23 protein-coding genes are annotated in these 21041 nt (G+C 62.6%); 16 read left to right on the top strand and 7 right to left on the bottom strand.

The window, feature by feature from the left end; genetic code table 11:
* Positions 1-3 precede the first annotated feature (3 nt).
* The 6 genes from DN611_RS04335 (at position 4) to DN611_RS04310 (ending at position 5024) form a co-directional block, all read left to right on the top strand.
* Positions 4-447, top strand: a complete 444-nt coding sequence (locus DN611_RS04335) for an MOSC domain-containing protein (RefSeq protein ID WP_025544848.1) — start codon at positions 4-6, stop codon at positions 445-447.
* Positions 444-1463: a molybdopterin-binding protein gene (locus DN611_RS04330; protein WP_119310733.1), complete on the top strand. Its 1020-nt coding sequence runs from the start codon at positions 444-446 to the stop codon at positions 1461-1463. Before DN611_RS04335 ends, DN611_RS04330 begins: the two co-directional genes overlap by 4 nt.
* Positions 1464-1596: 133 nt before the next feature.
* Positions 1597-2451 carry a molybdate ABC transporter substrate-binding protein gene (gene modA / locus DN611_RS04325; RefSeq protein WP_021749839.1) on the top strand — a complete coding sequence of 285 codons (855 nt, stop codon included), beginning with the start codon at positions 1597-1599 and terminating at the stop codon, positions 2449-2451.
* A gap of 334 nt (positions 2452-2785) precedes the next feature.
* Positions 2786-3466, top strand: coding sequence for a molybdate ABC transporter permease subunit (modB, locus tag DN611_RS04320; protein ID WP_119310732.1), 681 nt, complete (start codon positions 2786-2788; stop codon positions 3464-3466).
* Positions 3466-4512 (top strand): sulfate/molybdate ABC transporter ATP-binding protein, encoded by a 1047-nt coding sequence (locus DN611_RS04315; protein ID WP_021749837.1) that lies wholly within the window; start codon positions 3466-3468, stop codon positions 4510-4512. The genes modB and DN611_RS04315 overlap by 1 nt, the downstream gene beginning before the upstream one ends.
* Before the next feature lie 14 nt (positions 4513-4526).
* Positions 4527-5024, top strand: a complete 498-nt coding sequence (locus DN611_RS04310) for a MogA/MoaB family molybdenum cofactor biosynthesis protein (RefSeq protein WP_119310731.1) — start codon at positions 4527-4529, stop codon at positions 5022-5024.
* 51 nt (positions 5025-5075) lie between these two features.
* On the opposite strand, the gene DN611_RS04305 is transcribed toward DN611_RS04310, so the two are convergent.
* Complete coding sequence (locus DN611_RS04305) at positions 5076-5522, bottom strand: RrF2 family transcriptional regulator (protein ID WP_021749835.1); 447 nt, start codon at positions 5520-5522, stop codon at positions 5076-5078.
* Between the two features lie 164 nt (positions 5523-5686).
* On the opposite strand from DN611_RS04305, the gene DN611_RS04300 reads away from it, so the two are divergent.
* On the top strand, positions 5687-6859 hold the full coding sequence (locus DN611_RS04300) for an NAD(P)-dependent malic enzyme (RefSeq protein ID WP_119310730.1): 1173 nt from the start codon (positions 5687-5689) through the stop codon (positions 6857-6859).
* Between the two features lie 74 nt (positions 6860-6933).
* On the opposite strand, the gene DN611_RS04295 is transcribed toward DN611_RS04300, so the two are convergent.
* On the bottom strand, positions 6934-7491 hold the full coding sequence (locus DN611_RS04295) for a hypothetical protein (RefSeq protein ID WP_025544844.1): 558 nt from the start codon (positions 7489-7491) through the stop codon (positions 6934-6936).
* 164 nt (positions 7492-7655) lie between these two features.
* Between DN611_RS04295 and DN611_RS04290 the strand changes: the two genes are divergently transcribed.
* Entirely contained in the window at positions 7656-8267 is a 612-nt protein-coding gene (locus DN611_RS04290) for a single-stranded DNA-binding protein (RefSeq protein ID WP_025544843.1), read from the top strand.
* Here the strand turns inward: DN611_RS04290 and DN611_RS04285 are convergent.
* The 3 genes from DN611_RS04285 to DN611_RS04275 form a co-directional block, all read right to left on the bottom strand.
* Positions 8219-9481, bottom strand: a complete 1263-nt coding sequence (locus DN611_RS04285; RefSeq protein WP_119310729.1) for an MFS transporter — start codon at positions 9479-9481, stop codon at positions 8219-8221. The two genes, DN611_RS04290 and DN611_RS04285, sit on opposite strands and share 49 nt — an antisense overlap.
* Before the next feature lie 181 nt (positions 9482-9662).
* Positions 9663-10316: a TetR/AcrR family transcriptional regulator gene (locus tag DN611_RS04280; RefSeq protein ID WP_119310728.1), complete on the bottom strand. Its 654-nt coding sequence runs from the start codon at positions 10314-10316 to the stop codon at positions 9663-9665.
* A gap of 112 nt (positions 10317-10428) precedes the next feature.
* On the bottom strand, positions 10429-10947 hold the full coding sequence (locus tag DN611_RS04275) for an NUDIX hydrolase (protein WP_021749828.1): 519 nt from the start codon (positions 10945-10947) through the stop codon (positions 10429-10431).
* A 182-nt stretch (positions 10948-11129) separates the two neighbouring features.
* Between DN611_RS04275 and DN611_RS04270 the strand changes: the two genes are divergently transcribed.
* From DN611_RS04270 to DN611_RS04255, 4 genes are all read left to right on the top strand, one after another.
* Positions 11130-12407, top strand: a complete 1278-nt coding sequence (locus DN611_RS04270; RefSeq protein ID WP_025544764.1) for a redoxin domain-containing protein — start codon at positions 11130-11132, stop codon at positions 12405-12407.
* A 176-nt stretch (positions 12408-12583) separates the two neighbouring features.
* Positions 12584-13096: an RNA polymerase sigma factor gene (locus DN611_RS04265; protein ID WP_021749765.1), complete on the top strand. Its 513-nt coding sequence runs from the start codon at positions 12584-12586 to the stop codon at positions 13094-13096.
* Between the two features lie 72 nt (positions 13097-13168).
* Complete coding sequence (locus DN611_RS04260; protein ID WP_119310726.1) at positions 13169-14044, top strand: DUF4367 domain-containing protein; 876 nt, start codon at positions 13169-13171, stop codon at positions 14042-14044.
* Positions 14045-14050: 6 nt separating this feature from the next.
* Positions 14051-14473: a hypothetical protein gene (locus DN611_RS04255; protein ID WP_119310725.1), complete on the top strand. Its 423-nt coding sequence runs from the start codon at positions 14051-14053 to the stop codon at positions 14471-14473.
* A 54-nt stretch (positions 14474-14527) separates the two neighbouring features.
* Here the strand turns inward: DN611_RS04255 and dpaL are convergent, their stop codons facing one another.
* Positions 14528-15742 carry a diaminopropionate ammonia-lyase gene (gene dpaL, locus DN611_RS04250; protein ID WP_119310724.1) on the bottom strand — a complete coding sequence of 405 codons (1215 nt, stop codon included), beginning with the start codon at positions 15740-15742 and terminating at the stop codon, positions 14528-14530.
* Positions 15743-15960: 218 nt separating this feature from the next.
* Between dpaL and DN611_RS04245 the strand changes: the two genes are divergently transcribed.
* From DN611_RS04245 to DN611_RS04230, 4 genes are all read left to right on the top strand, one after another.
* Entirely contained in the window at positions 15961-18210 is a 2250-nt protein-coding gene (locus DN611_RS04245; RefSeq protein WP_119310723.1) for a heavy metal translocating P-type ATPase, read from the top strand.
* A 33-nt stretch (positions 18211-18243) separates the two neighbouring features.
* Complete coding sequence (locus tag DN611_RS04240; protein ID WP_021749760.1) at positions 18244-18594, top strand: metal-sensing transcriptional repressor; 351 nt, start codon at positions 18244-18246, stop codon at positions 18592-18594.
* Between the two features lie 15 nt (positions 18595-18609).
* The gene (locus DN611_RS04235) at positions 18610-18804 is read left to right on the top strand and encodes a heavy-metal-associated domain-containing protein (RefSeq protein ID WP_119310722.1); all 195 of its coding nucleotides are present in this window, start codon (positions 18610-18612) and stop codon (positions 18802-18804) included.
* A 347-nt stretch (positions 18805-19151) separates the two neighbouring features.
* Complete coding sequence (locus DN611_RS04230; protein ID WP_119310721.1) at positions 19152-20177, top strand: G5 domain-containing protein; 1026 nt, start codon at positions 19152-19154, stop codon at positions 20175-20177.
* A gap of 73 nt (positions 20178-20250) precedes the next feature.
* Here DN611_RS04230 and DN611_RS04225 read toward each other — a convergent pair whose 3' ends face one another.
* Positions 20251-20934 (bottom strand): YjjG family noncanonical pyrimidine nucleotidase, encoded by a 684-nt coding sequence (locus tag DN611_RS04225; protein WP_119310720.1) that lies wholly within the window; start codon positions 20932-20934, stop codon positions 20251-20253.
* Positions 20935-21041 lie beyond the last annotated feature (107 nt).

Genomic DNA, 21041 nt, shown 5'->3' with positions numbered 1-21041 from the left:
CTGTTGGCAAACGTGGTATCGGTCAACATCAGCGAGCGGAAGGGGGAGCAGAAGCACCCCGTCCCGGAAATCCAACTAAAGTTCCGCCACGGCATCGTGGGGGACGCCCACGCCGGGGACTGGCACCGGCAGATCTCCCTGCTGGCGGAGGAGAGCGTGGACACCATGCGGGCGAGCTGCCCCATCCCACTGGATCCGGGGGTGTTTGCGGAGAACATCAACACCGAGGGCATCGACCTGAAACACCTGCCGGTGGGCACCCATCTGCGGATCGGTGAGACGGAGGTGGAGGTGACCCAAATCGGCAAGGAGTGCCACAGCGACTGCGCCATCAAGCAGGCGGTGGGCAGGTGCGTTATGCCCACGGAGGGCATCTTCGCCGTGGTGGTCCGGGAGGGCGTGGTCCGTCCCGGCGATGAGATCGAGATTCTGGAGGCGGAAGCATGAAGCTGATACGGACGGAGGATGCGGTGGGCCATGTGCTGTGCCACGACCTGACCCAGATCATCAAGGACCAGTACAAGGATGCCCGGTTCCGCAAGGGCCATGTGGTGGCGCCGGAGGACATCCCGGTGCTGCTCGGCATGGGCAAGGAGCACCTGTACGTGTGGGAGATGACGCCTGGGATGCTCCACGAAGATGAGGGGGCGGAGCGCCTGCTGGCCCTGTGTGCCAACGAGAATATGGAGCGGAGTGGCGTCAAGGAGGGCAAGATCGAGCTGAAGGCATCCTGCGACGGGCTGTTCCTGCTCCGGTCGGAATCCCTGCGGGCGGTAAACGCCATCGATGAGCTGATGATCGCCACCCGGAAGGGGGGTACAGCCGTCAAAAAAGGTGACAAGCTGGCGGGGATGCGGGTGATCCCCCTGATCATCGCGGAGGAGAAGCTGACAGCCGCCAAAGCGGCCGCCGGAGATACCCCCCTGCTGGAGCTACGTCCCTGGGTGCGAAAAACCGCCGCCATCGTGGCCACCGGCAGCGAGGTGAAGAAGGGATTGATCCAGGACACCTTCACTCCGGTGGTGAAGGACAAATTGAGCGCCTATGGCATCGAGACCATCTCCGTCTCCTATTCCGGCGATGGGGTGGAGAACGTGGCAGGCGCCATCTCCCAAGCCCGGCAGACTGGGGCGGAAGTCATCCTCTGCACCGGGGGTATGAGCGTGGACCCCGACGATAACACCCCCGGCGGGATCAGGCAGAGCGGGGCGAAGATCGTCACCTACGGCGCCCCGGTGCTTCCCGGCGCTATGTTCCTGCTGGGCTACTACGATGACGGCACCCCCGTCATGGGCCTGCCTGGCTGCGTCATGTACGCCGGGGCCACCATCTTCGACCTAGTGCTGCCCTGGGTGGCGGCGGATGTAAGCGTCACCAAGGAGTGGATCGTCTCCCTGGGGGAGGGCGGCCTGTGTCTCGGCTGCCAGCCCTGCCGCTGGCCCATCTGCCCCTTTGGAAAGTAAAAATCAGCCCGCGCCGGAGCGTCCGGCGCAGGTTTTTTCCATCCGTTATCCTCATTTGAATATCACGTCAGTTTGACACCGGACTTGCAAAGCCGGGTTCAACATATTATCATCAAGAAAGGAAGATTTCACCATGAAAAAGCTTTTCTCCCTCGTTCTGGCCCTGTCCATGGCGCTGGCCCTGACCGCCTGCGGCGGCAGTGCGGACACCGACAGCACCACCACAGACGACACCACAGAGACCACCGCCAAACCGGTAGAGCTGTACGTCTTTGCCGCGGCCTCCATGCAGGAGTCCCTGGATCAGGTCATCGAGGCCTACAAGGCCGTGGCTCCGGAAGTCGCCGTCGTGGCGACTTATGACTCCTCCGGCACCCTGAAAACCCAGATCCAGGAGGGAGCCGACTGTGATGTGTTCATCTCCGCCGCTCCCAAGCAGATGAACCAGTTGGACGCCGAGGGCGGCGAGGAGAACACCGAGGGCCTGGACCTGGTGAATAGCGCCACCCGCCTGGACCTGCTGGAGAACAAGGTGACCCTGGCCGTTCCCGAGGGCAACCCCAAGGGCATCGAGTCCTTTGACCAGCTGGCGGGGCTGCTGGCCAGCGGCGATGTGTTCCTGGCCATGGGCAACAGCGACGTTCCAGTGGGCCAGTACACCCAGAAGATCTTCACCTACTACGGTCTGAATGAGGAGACCCTGGCCAGTTCCGGCGTGCTGACCTACGGCTCCAACGTGAAGGAGGTCACCACCCAGGTCTCTGAGGGCACCGTGGACTGCGGCGTGATCTACGCCACCGACGCCTTCTCCGCCGGTCTGACCGTGGTGGACGAGGCCACCGCTGAGATGTGCGGCCAGGTGATCTACCCCGCCGCCGTCATGAAAAACAGCGCCAATCCCGATGCTGCCAAGGCCTTCCTGGACTTCCTGTCGACCGACGAGGCCATGGCCTGCTTCGAGGCGGTAGGCTTCAGCCCCATGGTGTGAGTTCAAGCAGATTGGAAATAGGCGTCTGATAAGGCTGGATCGTTTAAAATGCTTTCTGACAGCCCTTGATCCCCTCATTCCAAACTCCGGATTTCTTATTTTCCAAAGGAACCTTATGGCCTGGTCCCCTCTCTACAACTCATTGCGGATCGCCGCCATCGTTCCCATTGGGCCTTGGCCCAATGGGAGCCCTTGATTTGATTTTGCTCGGCCAGGCAGAGCCCGGCCTCTCCAAGGTTTTGCTTTGCAAAACGCTTGTACGCCACTTTTGTGGCGGCCCGCCTCTGGCGGGTCGGGATGGCAGACGCCCCCTTTCCCCAGGAGGTTTTTTGAAATGGACTGGTACCCTCTCTACAACTCATTGCGGATCGCCGCCATCTCCACGGTGGCGGTATTCTTCCTGGGGATCCTGGCGGCGTACTACATCGCCAAGCTGCCCCGGCTGGTGAAGGGCGTGCTGGATGTGGTGCTGACCCTGCCCCTGGTGCTGCCGCCCACCGTGGTGGGCTGGCTGCTGCTGGTGCTGCTGGGGCCCAACCGCCCCATCGGCGCCTGGGTGCAGGCCCACTTCGGCCTGAGGCTGGTGATGACCTGGTGGTCCGCTGTCTTTGCCACGGTGGTGGTGGCCTTCCCCCTGATGTACCGCACCGCCCGGGGGGCCTTTGAGAGCTTCGATCCTACGCTGGCGGAAGCTGCGGCGACCCTGGGCCGGTCCAATATCTGGATCTTCTGGCGGGTGCGGATGCCCGTGTGCCGCCAGGGCATCCTGGCGGGGACTGTGCTGGCCTTTGCCCGGGCTCTGGGGGAGTATGGTGCCACCTCCATGATCGCCGGCTACACCCCCGGCCGCACCGCCACCATCTCCACCACCGTCTATCAGCTCTGGCGGACCGACAATGACACAGAGGCCCTCCGCTGGGTGCTGGTGAACATTGCCATCTCCGCTGTATTCCTGTTGGCAGTGAACCTGCTGGAAGCCCGCCAGAAACGGGCCGGAAAAGGGGGCAGACGGTAATGGCGCTTTCCGTGGACATCCGAAAGGCCCTGGGAAATTTTCATCTGGCGGTCCAGTTTGACGCCGGGGATGAGACGCTGGCCCTGCTGGGGGCCTCGGGGTGCGGCAAGTCTGTGACCCTCAAGTGCATCGCCGGCATTCTGACGCCGGACGAGGGACACATCGAGCTGGACGGTGTTACCCTTTACGACAGCGCCTCCAGAATCAACCTGCCGCCCCAGCGGCGGCAGGTCGGGTACCTGTTCCAGCAGTACGCTCTGTTCCCCAACATGACGGTGCGGCAGAACATCGCCGCAGCCGTGCGGGACAAGGCCCGCCGCCAAACAGAGGTGGCGGAGAAGCTGCGGCAGTTCCGGCTGGAGGCCGTGGCAGACCAGAAGCCGGGGCAGCTCTCCGGCGGGCAGCAGCAGCGGTGCGCCCTGGCCCGAATCCTGGCGTCGGAGCCCACGGCCATCCTGCTGGACGAGCCCTTCTCCGCCCTGGACAGCTACCTGAAATACCAGCTGGAACTGGAGCTGGCAGAGACACTGGGCGGATTCCCGGGCACGGTGCTGTGGGTCTCCCATGACCGGGGGGAGGTGTTCCGGAACTGCCGCCGGGTGTGTGTCATAGACCGGGGCAGATCCCAGCCTGTGACCACCCTGGGGGAGCTGTTCCGCAGCCCCGGCACAGAGGCCGCTGCCCGGCTCTCCGGCTGCAAGAACTATGCCGACGCCCGGCCAAGGGAGGATGCGGTGTTTCTTCCGGACTGGGGACTGACGCTCTCCTGCGGCCGTCCGGTGCCGGAGGGCGTCTGCCGGATCGGCATCCGGGCCCACCATGTTCAGCTGGCCGGTCCCGGGGCGGAAAACGCCTTCTCCTGCACGGCAGTAAAGGTGGTGGAGGACGTGTTTTCCACCATCGTGCTGCTGCGGCCGGAGGGCGCGGCGCCGGAGGCGCCCCTGCTGCGGATGGAGCTGGACAAGGACAACTGGCAGGCGGTGCCGGACAAGGACCGCCTCACCGTCTCCGTTCCGCCGGAGGCCATTCTGCTGCTGGAATCGTGAAGGAGTGATCTACCATGTTCAAAGCCGCTGTCCTGACCGTCAGCGACCGGAGTTTCCGGGGAGAGCGCCCTGACGCGGGCGGGCCTCTGGTTGTGGAAATTCTGAAAAACGCCGGGTACGCGGTGACGGAGACCGCCATTGTCACGGACGAGAAGGGCCGGATCGAGGCTGCCCTGCGGCAGTGGTGCGACCGGGAGCCGGTGGATCTCATCGTCACCACCGGAGGCACCGGCTTCGCCCCCCGGGATGTGACGCCGGAGGCCACCCTCGCCGTGTGTGACCGGCTGACCCCCGGCATTCCGGAGGCCATGCGCTACGCCTCCATGCAGGTGACGAACCGGGCCATGCTGTCCCGGGCCGCGGCGGGCATCCGGAAGGGGACGCTCATCGTGAATCTCCCCGGCTCTCCCAAGGCGGCCAGGGAAAACCTGGAGGCCGTCCTCCCCGCGCTCGCCCACGGGCTGGAGATGCTCTCCGGACGGCCCGCCGACTGCGCCGGGCTGACGGACTGACCTGCTTTTCAAACAAACGCCGGCCTCTATATGAGGCCGGCGTTTTGCCATTCAGTCTGTGGAGGGTCGGGACGCTCTCCCCTGTTTCTCCAATTCCTCCCGCACCAGATCCGCCAGGGTGAAGCGGTCTACATATTCGTTCACGGCCGCATACAGGCCCGTCCAGAAGTCCAGGGTCGGGCAGACGCCGCACCGCTCGCAGGCGTTCTCCTCCGTCTCCAGGCAGGCCACCGGGGCCAGATTTCCCTCTGTCAGCCGGAGGATACTGCCCAGGGTATACTCCTCCGGCGCTTTCGTCAGACGATATCCCCCCAGGGCGCCACGCCCGCTGCGGAGGAATCCCGCCTTTCCCAGCAGACCCGCGATCTGCTCCAGATACTTCATGGAAATGCCCTGCCGGGCGGCCACATCCTTCAAGGAGACGAACTCCTCCCCGCCGTGGACCGCCACATCGATCATCAGGCGCAGGGCGTACCGCCCCTTGGTCGAAATCTTCACGAAACCGCCTCCTTTTCTGTCCCATCTATTTTGCCACAGGCGCTTCCGGAATGCAAGAGACCGCCTGGATTTTCCCCGCCCCGCCGGCACCGGAAATTGACAACCGTCCGCTTTTCCCGTACAATAAAAACAACTTTTGAGCGTTATGGAGAGGAGTACCGATCATGGATTACGCAAAGGAATCCCTGCGCCTGCATTCCGAGTGGAGGGGCAAGCTGGAGGTGACGCCCCGGGCCCAGGTGGACAGCAAGGAGGCGCTGTCCCTGGCCTACACCCCCGGCGTGGCCCAGCCCTGCCTGGAGATCCAGAAGGACATCAGCAAGAGCTACGAGCTGACCCGCCGGTGGAACACCGTGGCGGTGGTCACCGACGGCTCCGCCGTCCTGGGACTGGGCGACATCGGCCCGGAGGCGGGGATGCCCGTCATGGAGGGCAAATGCGTCCTGTTCAAGGCCTTCGGCGGCGTGGACGCCATTCCCCTGTGCGTCCGCAGCCACGACGTGGACGAGATCGTGAACACCGTGGCCCTGCTGGCCGGGTCCTTCGGCGGCGTGAATCTGGAGGATATCGCCGCCCCCCGGTGCTTTGAGATTGAGCGGAAGCTGAAGGAGCGGTGCGACATCCCCATCTTCCACGACGATCAGCACGGCACCGCCGTCATCACCCTGGCGGGGCTCACCAACGCCCTGAAAGTGGTGGGCAAGCGGCTGGAGGATGTCCGAATCGTCATCAACGGTGCCGGCGCCGCCGCCGTCTCCATCACGAAGCTGCTGCTCTCCGCCGGGGCAGGGGACGTGACCCTCTGTGACCGGAAGGGCGCCATCTACGCCGGCCGCAGCGACGACATGAACTGGATCAAGGAGGAGATGGCCCAGGTGACGAATCCGGAGAAGCGGACCGGCTCCCTGGTGGACGTGCTGGCGGGGGCTGATGTGTTCATCGGCGTGTCCGCCCCCGGCGCCGTGACCAAGGAGATGGTGCAGACCATGAACGCTGGAGCCGTCATCTTCGCCTGCGCCAACCCCACGCCGGAGATCTTCCCCGACGACGCCAAGGCCGGCGGTGCGGCGGTGGTGGCCACCGGCCGCAGCGACTATCCCAACCAGATCAACAACGTGCTGGCCTTCCCCGGCATCTTCCGGGGCGCCCTCGATGCCCGGGCCAGCGACATCAACGACGCCATGAAGATCGCCGCCGCCCATGCCTTGGCGGAGCTGGTGGGAGACGACCTCTCTGCCGACTATATCATCCCCGCCGCCTTCGATCCACGGGTGCGGGACGCGGTGGCCTCCGCTGTGGAGCAGGCCGCCCGCGCCTCCGGCGTGGCCAGAGTCTGAGTCCTCCGCTGCTGTTCACGTATGCAGAAGGCCCCGGCTGTCCTTTTGGACAGCCGGGGCCTTTTTCGTCAGGTTCAAATGTCCACGCTGGGGACCGCTTTCACCTCTCCGTCGTGGGGGCCCTCCCGGAACCAGCGGACGATCTCATCCAGCGCCTCCTCCCGGACAAAGTCGCCGCCGTGCTGAAAGATCTCCGCCATCCGGCGCTCCTGGTCCGTGGCGGCCTCTCCCCGGGCCTGCACCTGACGGACAACGGAGCCGGCCATGGGCTTCATCATCATGCGATAGAAAAAGCCCAGCTTCTCCGGCGCGTAGCCGCCCTGGAGATAGAACAGCCGCCCGCCGCTGTCGCTGTATCCCCCGTTGATCCGGGCCTCGGTCCAGAGGTCGCCGTTCCCCTGAGGCGAGACCCCCACAATGGCTGCCCCCCGGATGGTATAGCGGTCCATGGCGCTCTGGAGGCCCTTCACCGTGCCGGCCATCAGCCAGCCCATGTAGAAGATCTCCTCGCCCCGCCGCAAGCTCTTTCCGGCCTCCTTCAGGCTGTATGCCGGCACGCCGGTCCTTTCCGCCAGCATCTGGGCATACCGCTGGGTGTGCCCGGTCTGGGATGTGTAAACGATGGCTTTCATCGCTTCCCCTCCTTGTGGAACGGCGGTGGGCCGCCGGATTCATGGCTTTATTATATACGCATTCCGCCCCGGAGGCAAGGACCTGTTCCGCCGCCGGGGATTTTCAGGTCTATCCCGGCCGCGGCTCTCATAAGGTGTACCATCACGACCGAGAGGTGGACAACATGACGACTCAGACCCGCAACGAGGTGCTGCTGGAGGGGATTGCTCTGGAGGCGCCTGCACTCTCCCATGAAAACCACGGCACCCGGTTTTATCGCTTTCCCCTGCAGGTGCCCCGGCTCTCCGGCACTCCGGACACGCTGCCGGTGCTGGTGCCGGAGGCCCTGCTGACTGCGGTGCGGCTGGAGGACCCGCTCCGGGTCCGGGGGCAGCTGCGGTCCTTCAACAACCGCTCCGGCGTTGGGAATCGGCTGGTGCTGACGGTGTATGCCCAAGCCATGGAACCCGGGTCCGGAGAGCCCTGCAACCGCATTCTGCTCTCCGGCGCCCTGTGCAAGCCCCCCATCTTCCGCCGCACCCCTCTGGGCCGCAGCATCTGCGACCTGATGCTGGCGGTGAGCCGCCGGTACGGCCGGGCGGACTATCTGCCGGTGATCGCCTGGGGACAGCTGGCGGTCCAGGCGGCCCGGCTCCAGGTGGGGGACACGCTCAGCCTGGAAGGCCGGGTCCAGAGCCGGACCTACCGCAAGGTCCTGGAGGACGGCACCGCCCAGGAACGGGTGGCCTACGAGGTCTCCGCCATGCACCTGCTGGAGCCGGAGGCGGCAGAGTAAGCCACCCGCCGGGCCGCCACAGCGACGATCATGGCCCCGCAGGCCGCGCCCAGCAGCACCCAGCCCTCGCCCCCGGCCAGCTGCTCCAACAGGACCCCGTAGAGAGCCTGCCCCGCCGGCTGGGCGCATAGGGAGACGGTCAGCAGCAGAGACACCACCTTCCCCACCAGCGTGGCCGGCGTCTGAGCCTGAATGTGGGCCAGCATGGTCACGGTGAACAGCGCGGCGCAAGCCATCAGAACGAAGCCCGCAGCCGTCAGCACAGCAAAGGCCGCGACAGCCCCCACGCCTGCCAGCAGGCAGAGCCCCATGGGGATGAGGCAGCCCCCGCAGGCCAGCAGCGTCAGCCAGGACCGGCGGACTGTCAGCCGGGGACCCAGCAGTCCCGCTGTCAGGCCCCCGGCCAGGCTCCCTGCCGCCATGGCGGTCTGGTTGAGGCCGTACCAGGTGTCCCCCAGCACCAGGGTCTGTTTGATGAGCACCGGCATACTCACCACCAGCAGCGCGCTCAGCAGCAGGTTGAAGGCGCTGACCAGGGCGATGTACTTCAGGATCTCCGGCCGTTCCTGCCGGAGGAAGGTCCCGCTCTCCGCCAGATCCGCTCTGGCGGTCTGCCAGACGCTGGCTCCAGTGTGTCTTGGCGTATGGGGGATATGGATGAACAGTTCCATCACCGCCGAAGCAAAAAAGCAGGCGGAGGCCCCCGCCAGGACCGGTGTCACGCCGAAGGCACCGTAAACCAGGCTCCCCAGCAGCGGTCCCAGCAGGCTGGACAGGGCGCTGACCTGGTTGATGACGGCGTTACCGTCCACCAGCCGGTCCGGCGGGCACAGCAGGGGCATGCTGGCCTGCACCGCCGGCTGGTATGCCCCGGAGATACCATACAGCAACATCATGGCCGCCACCAGCACCGGCACCAGGGGCAGATGTCCCAAGGCCAGCGCCGTCAGGGCCACCAGGGCGCAGGTGAAGAAGTCCAACACCACCATGATCCGCTGCTTATGGAGACGGTCCGCCACCACGCCGCCCAGGGGCGTCAGCACCACCATGGGCACGAACGCCGCGGCGGAGCACAGGCCGAACAGGCTCCGGGAACCGGTGACGTCCAGCAGATACAGCGGCAGGACGAATCGCAGCACGGCGTTACCCAGCAGGGAGATGATCTGTCCAATCACCACCAAGGTGAAGTCCCGGTGAAACAGCTTTTCCCGCATCTCAATTCCTCCTCCCGTTCTCTCCTGCCAGCAGGGCCAGACCCAGCAGCCACAGACAGGCGGCCAGGTCCTGGGGCAGGATCCGATCAGTTTGTCTCATACGCTCCTCCTTTTCATACATTTGGTTGGTATGTATTTATGTGAAAAAGAAGCTGCCCTGTCGGGCAGTTTCTTCTGTTGTTTACAGCCGTTCCTGGGACAGGCGGCAAAATCGCTCCCACTGATTCAACAGCTCCTGATCCAGCAGGTCCAGGCCCATGCTCCGCAGCATCTGGTCGTATAGCTCCATGCGGCGGCGGGTCTTCTCCGGCGTGGCAGGGTAGATCATGGGATTCAGCCACACGTTGGCCAGGAGAAGCAGCAGCTCCCCCAGTTCCTCCGGGTAGTCCGTCCGGATGGAGCCGTCCGCCACCGCCTCCCGCAAGACGGGCTCCATGTAGTTGGGCAGGACCTCCCCGATCATGCTCTCCAGCAGGATGCTCATCAGCTTGGGGTTCTTCAGCATATTGGGTGCCAGCACGAACAGGTCCGTCTGGTCCGAGTTCTCCAGGGATGCCCGGAACATCTTCTGCAGCTTCTCCGCTCCGGTCAGGCCGGGATCGTCCCGGACCGTCCGCATCCAGGCCTCCGTCTGCTCTCCCATCCGGTCCGCGATGGCAAGGAGGATCTCCTCCTTGCCCTTGAAGTGGTGGTAGATGGCCCCCTTGGTCAGTCCTCCCAGATTGTCAATGATGTCCTGAAGGGTGGTGTGCTCATATCCCTTTTCCATAAACAGCTTCGCGGAGACCGCCAGGATCTTTTCCACCGTCTCCTCCGGGTGCTTGTTTCGGGCCATACCGGCCCCCCTTCCAATACATACTATTAGTATGTTTCGTTTATACCATGTTTATTATTCCTTGTCAAGGCCGTTTTCTCAAAAGCGCTGAAGCTCCGGTCCGGACGGTGCTTCATTTGGTGCAGAAGCCGAAAGTCCCCCGCATGTCGAACAAAAACGCCAGAAAGCTTTTGGGATAGTCGATGAACTCCCCCCGGTCCACCATGTCCAGGATTTCCGGCAGCTCCGCCCAACGGGCCCGGGCCACCTCCTCCTTTTGGAGCGTCAGCTCCTCCAGGCCAAGGTCCCGCTCCACCAGGAAGAAGTCATCAAAGCCGCCGTCGAAGTTCACGGTGCAGGAGGGCCGCACTCCCGTCAGGTCCAGGGCCACGCCCAGCTCCTCCCGGAACTCCCGCTCCGCCGCCTGGCGGCTGGTCTCTCCGGCATCCACGCCGCCGGCGGCAGACACATCCCATGCCTCCGGCCAGACGGCCTTTTCCCGAGACCGCTGCTGGATCAGCAGGCGGCCCCGGCTGTCGAACACGCAGATATGGACCACCACCCGGTATTCTCCCTCCCCCTTGGGGGCGTAACGCTCCGCCGTCCGGCCCAGAGGGAGCCGGTTCTCGTCGTACAAATCCACCATTTCCATTGCAAAGTGCCTCCCTGCCGCCCGTTGCGGTCTTGTTTTCCACTCTTTATCTTGACCGCCCCGCTCCCCGCTGTCAAGAGGATTCTTCCGTGTTTCCCGGAAGATGTGGCAAATCCCTCTTTACAGCGGCCGGAAAACCCGGTATGATGGCGCCATGACTTCATATTCAGGAGGATGTCCCCATGGGCTTTTCCATTGAGACCAGCGTATCCGCCGTCACTGTCTTTCTGCAGGGCGCGCTGAGCTTCTTCTCCCCCTGCGTGCTGCCGCTGGTGCCGCTGTACGTCAGCTATCTGGCCGGCGGCGCCGCTGTGGTGGGCGAGGACGGCGTCCGCCGCTATCCCCGGGGAAAGATCTTCCTCAACACCCTCTTTTTCGTGGTGGGCATCAGCTTCGCCTTCTTCCTGCTGGGGCTGGGCCTCACCGCCCTGGGGGAGTTCTTCCACAACTACCAAGTGTGGTTCGCCCGGGCCAGCGGCGTCATCATCCTGCTGTTCGGCCTGTACCAGCTGGGGCTGGGCAAGCGGACCATGCTGCTGGAGCAGGAACACCGCCTCCCCTTCCATCTGAACAAACTGGCTATGAACCCGGCGGTGGCCCTGGTGATGGGCTTCACCTTCAGCTTCGCCTGGACGCCCTGCGTGGGCCCCACCCTCAGCAGCGTCCTGCTGATGGCCTCCTCCGCGGAGTCCTCCGCTGCGGGATTTCTTCTGATCGGCGTGTACACCCTGGGCTTCGTACTGCCCTTCCTGGCAGTGGGACTCTTCACCGGCACGGTGCTGGATTTCTTCAAGTCCCACCAGAATGTGGTGCGCTACACGGTGAAGATCGGCGCGGTGCTGCTGATCGTCATGGGCATCCTGACCCTCACCGGCGCCACCGGCGGCATCTCCGCAGATCTGGCTGCCGGCTCCGGCACGGTGCAGGAAGAGCCCGCCGGGAACAGCGGCGAAGAGGCGGCCCCCTCCGGCGATTCTCAGGAGGAGCACAGCGGGGCGGACAGCCAGGAGATCCCCATGGTCCCCGCTCCGGACTTCACTCTGACGGACCAGTACGGCCAGACCCACACCCTCTCGGACTACCAGGGGAAGACGGTGTTTCTGAACTTCTGGGCTACTTGGTGCGGCCCCTGCAAGATGGAGATGCCGGACATCCAGGCCCTGTATGAGGACTGGGACGAGAACGCCGGGGAGCTGGTGGTGCTGGGCGTGGCCGGGCCCAATATCGGCCAGGAGGGCAGCGCCGAAGACATCACCGCCTTCCTGGAGGAAAACGGCTACACCTATCCCGTGGTGATGGACGAGACGGGCACGCTCTTCTACCAGTACGGCATCAGCGCCTATCCCACCACATTCATGATCGACACGGAGGGCAACGTCTTCGGCTACGTCCAGGGCGCCGTCAGCCGGGAGGTCATGGACGACATCGTGGAGCAGACCAGGACCGGGCAGCGCAGATGATCCATCCAGGCCGCCGGGGCCGCACATTCGCGGTTCCGGCGGCTTTTTCCCGTGCTGCGGAGAGCGCTTGCAAAAAAGTTGTAAACCTGCGGCAATTTGTGTTAGAATCAAATTCGTACCGCGGCCCGCTCCGGCGGCGCGGCACCCCGATAGATAGAAAGAGAAGGGGGACGCCTATGGCGCATAACGATTCTTTTGATGAACCGCGATTTGAAGCCCTCTACCGGAAGCTGTATCCGGACCTGCTCCGCTGTGCGGAGATCGCCCTGCGGACTGGCGGAAGCTGGTACGTCTCCGTCGCCGGGCGTGCGGAAGAGGTGGTGCAGGAGCTGTTCGCCTTCGCTTGGGAGCATCAGGCAGATCTTTGGAGCAGCGCCTCGCCCACGGGATGGCTGTACCGGGTCCTGCGCTATAAGGTCCTAGAGCTCCTGAAAGAGGACCGCTTCTGGCGGAAGCACCTGATCCGGGCCGCCGGTGAGATGCCCGCTTCTCCAGAGGATGATTTCCAGCAGCGGGCGGAGATCACCAGCATCCTCACGCCGGAGGAGTACGAGATCCTGCGGAAGCTCTATCTGGAGAAGTACACCTACGAGGAGCTGGCGCGGGAGATGGGGTTGAAGAAGTCCGCCCTGGCCATGCGGGTCAAGCGTTCAAAGGAGCGGTTCGTCAAACAGTGGAACCGGCACTAAAAGTTTTTTCGCCGCCCCTGTGAACAAGCGGGGCCGAAACGGTCATTATAGATACAGAGGAGGTTCCCGGAGATGCCATCAGATCGAAATACGGCGTATCCTTTCCTGGAACAAATGCGCACCGAAGAGCTGGAGGCTCTGCTCCAGCAGGAATTCACGGCTGCGGACGGCGGTGAGCCGGACGTGGACTACATCATGGCGATTATGGAGGTGATGAAGCAGCGGGATGCGAATCCCCCGGCGGCGGAGGCCGACGTGGACGCCGCATGGCGGGATTTCAAGGAAAATTATCAAGGACAGGCTTCTGCCTATGAGACTGAGGTCCTCCCGGAACGTGACTCATCCCATCTTGACCAAATCACCTCCCCTTCCCCCAAAAAGAAAAGCCGCCGGATTCTGCGGGCAGCCGTCATCACGGCCGCGTGCATTGTGATTCTGTGCGGCGCTGCCTCCGCCTTTGGGTTCGACATCCTCCAGGCGTTCGCGGACTGGACCGCGGAGACCTTTGGATTTGTGACGCCGGGGCAGGAGGAAGCGGAAGTGCCGCAGGATCCTTACCTGGAGTTGCGACTTGCAGTAGCCGAGGAAACGGATTTGCCGGTCGTGCCGAATTGGGCGCCTAATGATACTAAGTTAGTAGGCGCTGTTAGTATGATAAAACGAACTGATGGCAACCGGATCCAAGCGGTATACTCTGTAAATGGGGAACGTTTTACAGTAAGAATCCAAATCTACGATTCTGTCCCGGATGTCTATACGGGAATATATCAAAAAGATAGTAGTGAGGAGATTGTTGAATACAAAGTTTCTGATATAACTCATTATTTAATGAATAATAATGGTCACCTTTTGGCCACTTGGGTAAATGAAAATATTGAATGTTTCATCCAAGGAAACTTGTCAAAAAGCGACTTAGAAAAAATCATAAATTCTATTTATGAGGAGTAATTTTAAATGAAGTACAAGTCTCTTCGTCTTTTGTCCTCTCTTTTTGCCATTGCCTTGCTTTTCAGTATGATTCCTATGGCGCATGCTTCATCCACAAGAGCCAGTGACTATTTTGCTTATACAGATGTATGGGCAACCCCATTGGGTGGTGGCAGAGTTGCTGTCGAATTTGATATTAATGCCACTGATATTATGCAAGAACTCGGAGCTGAAAAAATTTATATTTGGGAACAACAATCTGATGGTTCTTATGAGAATGTAAAAACATATAGCTCAGGTTTGATTGACAAAAACACTGCTGACGCATATCGGATGATTACATATTATGGAACTTCCGGTGTTAAATACTATGCGACTGTTGTTCTTTATGCCAAAGATAGTTCCGGTAGCGAAAAACTTTATAGCAATACTAGGGTCGTAACCGCCTAAACCGAAAACAAACCGGGGGAAGCAATGCTTCCCCCGATTCTTTTTTATTCTTTTTTACACCGTCGGATATTCGCCGTCCCACAGCACCTTGCGGAACTTCATGGGATCTGTGTTGCCCTCCGTGGAGAACAGCAGCACCTGGCTGAACCGGTCCAGGCCGATGGCCTCCCGCAGGTCCTGGTACTCGTCCGTCTCCATCAGGGCCGCGATCAGGCCCATGCCCACCGCGCCGGATTCGCCGGAGATCACCGTGGGGTCGCCCTTCACCGGCACGCCCAGCATCCGCATGCCCCGGGCGCTGACCCAGTCCGGGCAGGAGACGAAGGCGGAGACATGGTTGCGCAGAATGTCCCAGGAGAGGATGTTGGGCTCTCCGCAGGCCAGGCCCGCCATGATGGTCTTGAGATCGCCTTCCACGATCCTCGGCTGTCCATCCCCTGCCAGGGCGCCCTGGTACAGGCAGTCCGCCGCCCGGGCCTCCATCACCACGAAGGTGGGGGGATCGTTGGGGAACAGGTTGGTGAAATATCCGATCACCGCTCCGGCCAAACTACCCACACCGGCCTGCACGAACACGTGAGTGGGGCGGTTGATCCCCACCTGCCGCAGCTGCTCCGCCGCCTCGTTGGCCATGGTGCCGTAGCCCTGCATGATCCAGGCGGGGATCTCCTCGTACCCCTCCCAGGCGGTGTCCTGCACCACCACGCCGTGCTTGGTCTCGGCGGCCTCCGCCGCGGCCATGCGGACGCAGTCGTCGTAGTTGACTTCCTCGATGGTGACCTGGGCGCCCTCCTTGGCGATATTCTCATACCGGGCCTGGCTGGAGCCCTTGGGCATGTGGACCACTGCCTTCTGGCCCAGCTTGTGAGCCGCCCAGGCCACGCCCCGGCCGTGGTTGCCGTCCGTGGCGGTGAAGAAGGTGGCGTGGCCGAACTCCTGGCGGAATGCCTCGCTGGTCAGGTAGTCGTAGGTCATCTCGCTGACGTCCCTGCCCATCTCCTTGGCGATGTACCGGGCCATGGCGAAGGAGCCGCCCAGCACCTTGAAGGCGTTGAGGCCGAAGCGGAAGGACTCATCCTTCACGAACAGGCCACCCAGGCCCAGGTACTTGGCCATGCCGTCCAGCCGGGCCAGAGGCGTGATGGAATACTGGGGAAAGCTGCTGTGGAAGAATCGAGCCTTGGCCACGTTCCCCAGGGACATGATGGAAAGCTGCCGGTCGTCGCTCTTGGGCATCCGATTGGCGACCCATTTGATCGAATCTCTCATAATCCTCACCATACAAAATTTTTTAGTTTCACAAATTTTTTGTTAGATTTCATATTCATCATACCATAGTTCCCCCGGTTGTCAAGGGGTTTTCCGGATTCCACGGCATTTTTTCACAGCCGAAAATTCCCCCCTTGACAAATACCCCCTAGGGGTATATAGTAGGTCTCAGAAAGAATACCCCCGGAGGGTATCTCTCCGGCAGATTGGAGGTTCCTATGCGAGAAGAAAAATACGACATCTCCGGGATGCACTGCGCCGCGTGCAGCGCGTCCGTGGAGCGGGTCACCCGGAAGCTGCCCGGCGTGGCGCGCAGCGAGGTGAATCTCACCACCGGTATCATGACCATTGCATACGATGAAAGTCAATGCACCCAGGAGCAGATCGTGGCCAAGGTGGAGAAGGCAGGCTTCGGCGCCGCCCTGCACCTGGAGCACCCGGCCCCCGCCACGGTCCAGAATGCTGAGGATGCAGAGACCGCCGCCCTGAAGCGGCGGAAGATCGAGCTGATCGCGGCGGCGGTGTTCTCCGCGGTGCTGCTGTATGTGTCCATGGGGCAGATGCTGCCCTTCGGGCTGCCAGCTCTGCCCCTGCCGGACCTCTTCTCCATGCACACCCATCCCATGAATTTCGCGGTGCTGCAGCTGATCCTGGCCGTGCCGGTGCTGTACTGCGGCCGGAACTTCTTCCAAGGGGGCCTCAAGTCCCTCTTCCACGGCAACCCCAACATGGACTCCCTGGTGGCCATCGGCTCCGGCTGCTCCTTTGCGTACAGCCTGGTGATGACCTTTCTGATCTCCGACGATCCCAGCTACGTCCACAATCTCTATTATGAGTCCGCCGCCGTGGTGCTGACTCTGGTGTCCCTGGGCAAGTTCCTAGAGAGCCGGAATATGCAGAAGACCAAAGGCGCCATCACCGCCCTGATGCAGCTGTCCCCGGATACCGCCATCCTGGCGGACACGGGCCGGGAGGTGCCCACCAGCCAACTGAAGGTGGGCGACGTGGTGCTGGTGAAGCCCGGCGCCCGGGTCCCGGCGGACGGCACCGTCACCCAGGGCGAGAGCAGCGTCAATGAGGCCATGCTCACCGGCGAGAGCCTGCCGGTGGAGAAGGCCGTGGGCAGCGAGGTCATCGGCGGCAGCGTCAATGAGAACGGCGTGCTGTACGTCCAGGTGACCCGTACCGGCGACGACTCCACCCTCTCCCGCATCATCCGGTTCGTGGAGGACGCCCAGGGCCGGAAAGCCCCGATCTCCAAGACCGCCGACAAAGTGGCCGGTGTGTTCGTGCCGGTGGTCATGGGCATCGCGCTGCTGGCCGCCGTCATCTGGGCCATCGCCGGGCAGCCCTTCTCCTTTGTGCTGCGGGTGTTCACATCGGTGCTGGTCATCGCCTGCCCCTGTGCCCTGGGGTTGGCAACTCCCACCGCCATCATGGTAGGCACGGGCCTGGGGGCCAAGCATGGTATCCTGATCCGCTCCGGCGAGATTCTGGAGATCACCCACAGCGTGGACACGGTGGTGCTGGACAAGACCGGCACCGTCACCGAGGGCACCCCCGCCGTGACGGAGGTCCTACCCCATCGGTGTGAGGCATCCGACCTGCTGTCCGCCGCGGCGGCGGTGGAGGCGGTGTCCGCCCATCCCCTGGCAACCGCCATCACCGCCTACGCCCAAGAGCATGGCTACGGCGGCACCGCCCGGCCGGAGAGCTTTGAGAACCTGTCTGGCCGGGGCCTGAAGGCCGTGCTGGGCGGCGAGACCGTTCTGGCCGGCAACCGCCGATTGCTGGAGGAGCACGGCGTGGACGTCTCCTCTCTGGCATCTGATGCGGAGCGCCTCTCCGCCCAGGGCCAGACCCCCATGTACTTCGCCAGGGGCGGCACCCTGCTGGGCCTGATCTCTGTGGCCGATCCGGTGAAAGAGACCAGCGCCGCCGCCATCCAGAAAATGCGCGGGCAGGGCATCCGGACCGTGCTGCTGACCGGCGACAACCGGGCGGCGGCGGAGCACATCGGTTCCCTGGTGGGTGTGGACGAAGTCATCGCCGAGGTGCTGCCAGAGGAGAAGGCCGGCGTGGTGGAGCGGCTCCAGTCTCAGGGCCGCAAGGTGATGATGGTGGGCGACGGCATCAACGACGCCCCGGCCCTCACCGCCGCCACCGTGGGCTGCGCCATCGGCAGCGGCAGCGACATCGCCATCGAGTCCGCGGACATTGTGCTGATGCGCTCGGACCTGCAGGATGTGCCCCGGGCCATCCGGCTCTCCCGGCTGACCCTGCGGGACATCAAGCAGAATCTCTTCTGGGCCTTCTGCTACAACACCATCGGTATCCCCATCGCGGCGGGCCTGCTGTTCGCCTTCGGCGGCCCTCTGCTGTCCCCCATGTTCGCGGGGGCGGCCATGAGCCTCAGCTCCGTCTGCGTGGTAGGCAACGCATTGCGGCTGGGCCGGGCCAAACTGTGATTTGACGGGAAACGGGAAAAAGGAGTATTCTATATGGAAGATCAGACTTTGCAGGCAGTCCCCGCCGCCGAGGCACCGGCGGAGGAGACAGCGGCAGGCTGTCCCTGCCGCCACAAGCACCGGGAGGCCCCGGAGTACGACTCCCTGATCCGGCGGCTGAACCGGATCGAAGGCCAGGTCCGAGGCGTCCGGGGCATGGTGGAAAAAGAGTGCTACTGCACGGACATCCTCACCCAGGTCTCCGCCATCCAGTCGGCGCTGAACGCCTTTTCCCGGGAGCTGCTCAGCAACCATATTCACTCCTGCGTGGTGCAGGACATCCAAAACGGACATCTGGAGGTCGTGGACGACCTTCTGGTCACCATTCAAAAACTGATGAAATGAAAAGGAGCACTCAATATGACTACGATTTCTGTCCCTGATATGATGTGTGAGAACTGCGTCAAGCGCATCACCAACGCCCTCACCGCCGCGGAGCTGAAGTTCTCCGTCTCTCTGGACACCAAGACTGTCACCATCGACGGCTGTGACAACTGCGTCAAGACAGCCGTCAGCGAGCTGGAGGATCTGGGCTTCACGCCGGAGGTCCGCTGAATCCCTTGAAAACAGAGGGGGTTCCCCAACAGGTCCCGCGTCTGAACAGACAGGCGCGGGGTCTGTTTTTTTGCGTCGGTTTTATGTCACCAATTTGTTACTTTTTTTATTTTTTCTCCAGACTTTTGCACAGCTCGACCGCGTTGTTTTTCTGCAAAGTGGGAGACATAACACCGTAACCCCCACAAAAACTTGACAAAAGTGGGAAGCCGGTGTATACTAGCCCCAGTTTTCCAATCGGTAACAAAAGTTACAAGTTGTTTTCATTCAGGAAAACACCGAGGTATAGACCTTCCAAAACCAGGGAAGACTGGCATGGAAGACCTTTTCTGAGGAGGTATCTGATTTTGAACACACATGCTTTTGAGAAAAAGCTGCACAGCCTCAAGGCCCGGTTTGGTCTGCAGCTCTTTGTGCTGGCCGCCGTTGTCTGCACCAGCTGGATCGTCACCGATCACGCAAACGCCGTGTATATTCTCACCGGTCCGGAGGACGCCGCCATCGTGCTGAACGAGGAGGAAGTCCGGGAGGGCGAGATGTCCTCTCAGCTGGTGTACCTCTCCAGCGGCCAGAGTGGCTATGACATGGCCCTGACCGCCGGACAGGAGGTCACGGTCACGCACGACGGCAGCACCGTCACCGCCAAGGCCCGCAGCGAGACTGTGGCAGAGCTGCTGGAACGGCTCCACATCACCCCCAGTCCCCTGGAGATGGTAGCCGTGGATCTGGACGAAGACAGCGCCGAGCTGACCATTGCCTCCGAGCTGACCTATTACGACCAGGTGGAGGAGCCCGCCACCTACGAGACAGTGCGGGTGGCTAATCCCTCCCTGCCCAAGGGCACGGAGAAGGTGGTCCAGGAGGGCGCCGACGGCGTCCGCACCTCCATCTACGAGGTGGTCTGGTCCGGCGGCGAGGAGATCTCCCGCCAGTTTGTGGAGGAGCTGGAGAGCACCGCCGTGAATGAAGTCGTGGAGTACGGCACCGCCGTCGCCTCCACCAGGGCGGGCGTCGCCAGCGTCTCTAAAAACACCGACGGCAGCGGCATCCTGACCCTGACAGACGGCACCACTCTGAACTTCTCCGGCGTGAAGTCCATGACCGCCACCGCTTACACCGCGGGCCACGGCGGCGCTGACTACACCACCGCCACCGGCACTCTGGTCAAGGTGGGCACCGTGGCTGTGGACAAGAACGTTATCCCCCTGGGCACTAAGATGTATATCGTGGCGGCCGACGGCTCCGTGGTCTACGGCACCGCCGTGGCGGCGGATACCGGCGTGCGGGGAAATATCGTGGACCTGTACTACGACACCTATCAGCAGTGCATCAACTTCGGACGGCGGACGTGCAATGTCTATATCCTGGAGTGATGAAACTGCCCGCAGAGGCACATTCTGAAAAGAGGTCCCCCGCTTTTGGCGGGGGACCTCTTTTCAATCGCGCTCACAGCCGCTCCAGCAGGGGCGGAAGCTCCGGCAGGGCCCCGATGGTATAATCCGCCGGGATGTCCGGCCGGGGCGGCAGGTACTGGGGATTGTACCAGCAAGACCGCAGGCCGACGTTCCGGGCGCCCCGGATGTCGGAGGTCAGGCTGTCCCCCACCATCATGGCCTCCGCCGCATCAAAGTCCGGGATCGCCGCAAAGCAGGCGTGGAAGAAGGCCGGGCTGGGCTTATAGGCCCCCATCTGTTCGGAGATGAAGATGTTTTGGAAATAGCGGGCGATGCCTGCGCTCTCGATCCGGCTGTTCTGGACCTCGGGAGTGCCGTTGGTGGCCAGATACAGCTCATATCTTGTGTGCAGGGCCTCCAGCAGTTCCTGGGCGCCGGGCACGAAGAAGTGGCCCTGGGCCAGTTGTTCCTCATAAAGCTGGCAGACCTCCTGCGGAGCAGCACGGATCCCCAGCTCATCAAACAGCAGCTGGAACCGCCGGACCAACACCTGGGGCCGGGTCAGCTTCCCCTCTTCCAGCAACTCCCACTGTCGGCGGTTCAGGACGTGATAACGGTCCAGAACGGCGTCCGTGGGGTCTACATGAAAGTGCCGCAGGGTCTGGGAGAGCGCCTGCCGCTCCGCCCGGTGGAAGTCCAGAATGGTGTCGTCCAGGTCCAGAAAAATGAATCGCATCTGCATCCCTCCTGGGGATTTTTTGATGCCACCAGTTTACCGGATCAGGCGGTATTTTGCAAGGACCATTCCCTCGCTGGGATGGGGTTGGCAGACCCGCAAAAATT

The sequence above is a fragment of the Oscillibacter sp. PEA192 genome (assembly GCF_003574015.1).
GTDB lineage: Bacteria > Bacillota > Clostridia > Oscillospirales > Oscillospiraceae > Oscillibacter > Oscillibacter welbionis.
Note: the sequence above shows the minus strand (reverse complement) of the source record. Positions and strands in the feature narration are given on the sequence as shown.